This is a genomic window from Salinimicrobium oceani (assembly GCF_012037645.1).
Genome location: NZ_JAAVJR010000372.1, coordinates 1 through 527, shown reverse-complemented (window position 1 = coordinate 527; position 527 = coordinate 1). Strand labels below are relative to the sequence as shown.

The 527-nt window shown below is 43.5% G+C and carries 1 protein-coding gene; it reads left to right on the top strand.

Annotated elements, in window-relative coordinates:
* The coding region (locus tag HC175_RS17240) for a class I SAM-dependent methyltransferase (RefSeq protein WP_168139549.1) at positions 1-527 on the top strand (527 nt) is incomplete at both ends.

The following is a 527-nucleotide window of genomic DNA, read 5'->3' as shown; positions in this document are numbered from 1 at the left end:
GAAGCTTTCGGAAATTTTTACCTTACGGGTATGAACAGCAGCGGGATAATGTGCTTTCCCCTTCTACCCTTTCCCTGGAACGGCACCGCTTGTTGTGGATCTATTTAAAGGAGCACACTACCTTTTTTACAGCCCCTCATAAAGTGCTTCACTTTGCACCGGAACAGGCTTTCTATTCCCGCTTCAAAAAGCTGAAGAACCTCGATTACACCACCACCGATCTTAATTCTCCCCTGGCTGATGTAAAAGCTGATATCTGTGATCTTCCTTTTGAGGATAATGCTTTTGATTTCATTCTATGTAATCACGTGTTGGAACACATCCCTGATGATAAAAAGGCAATGGCAGAATTATTCCGGATTTTAAGACCCGGAGGCACAGCGATACTGCAAATTCCGCAGGACCTAAAGAGGGAAAAGACGTTTGAAGATGACAGCATCACAGATCCTAAGGAAAGAGCAAAAATCTTTGGCCAATACGACCATGTAAGGGTGTATGGCAGAGATTATTTTGAGCAGCTAAGAAAC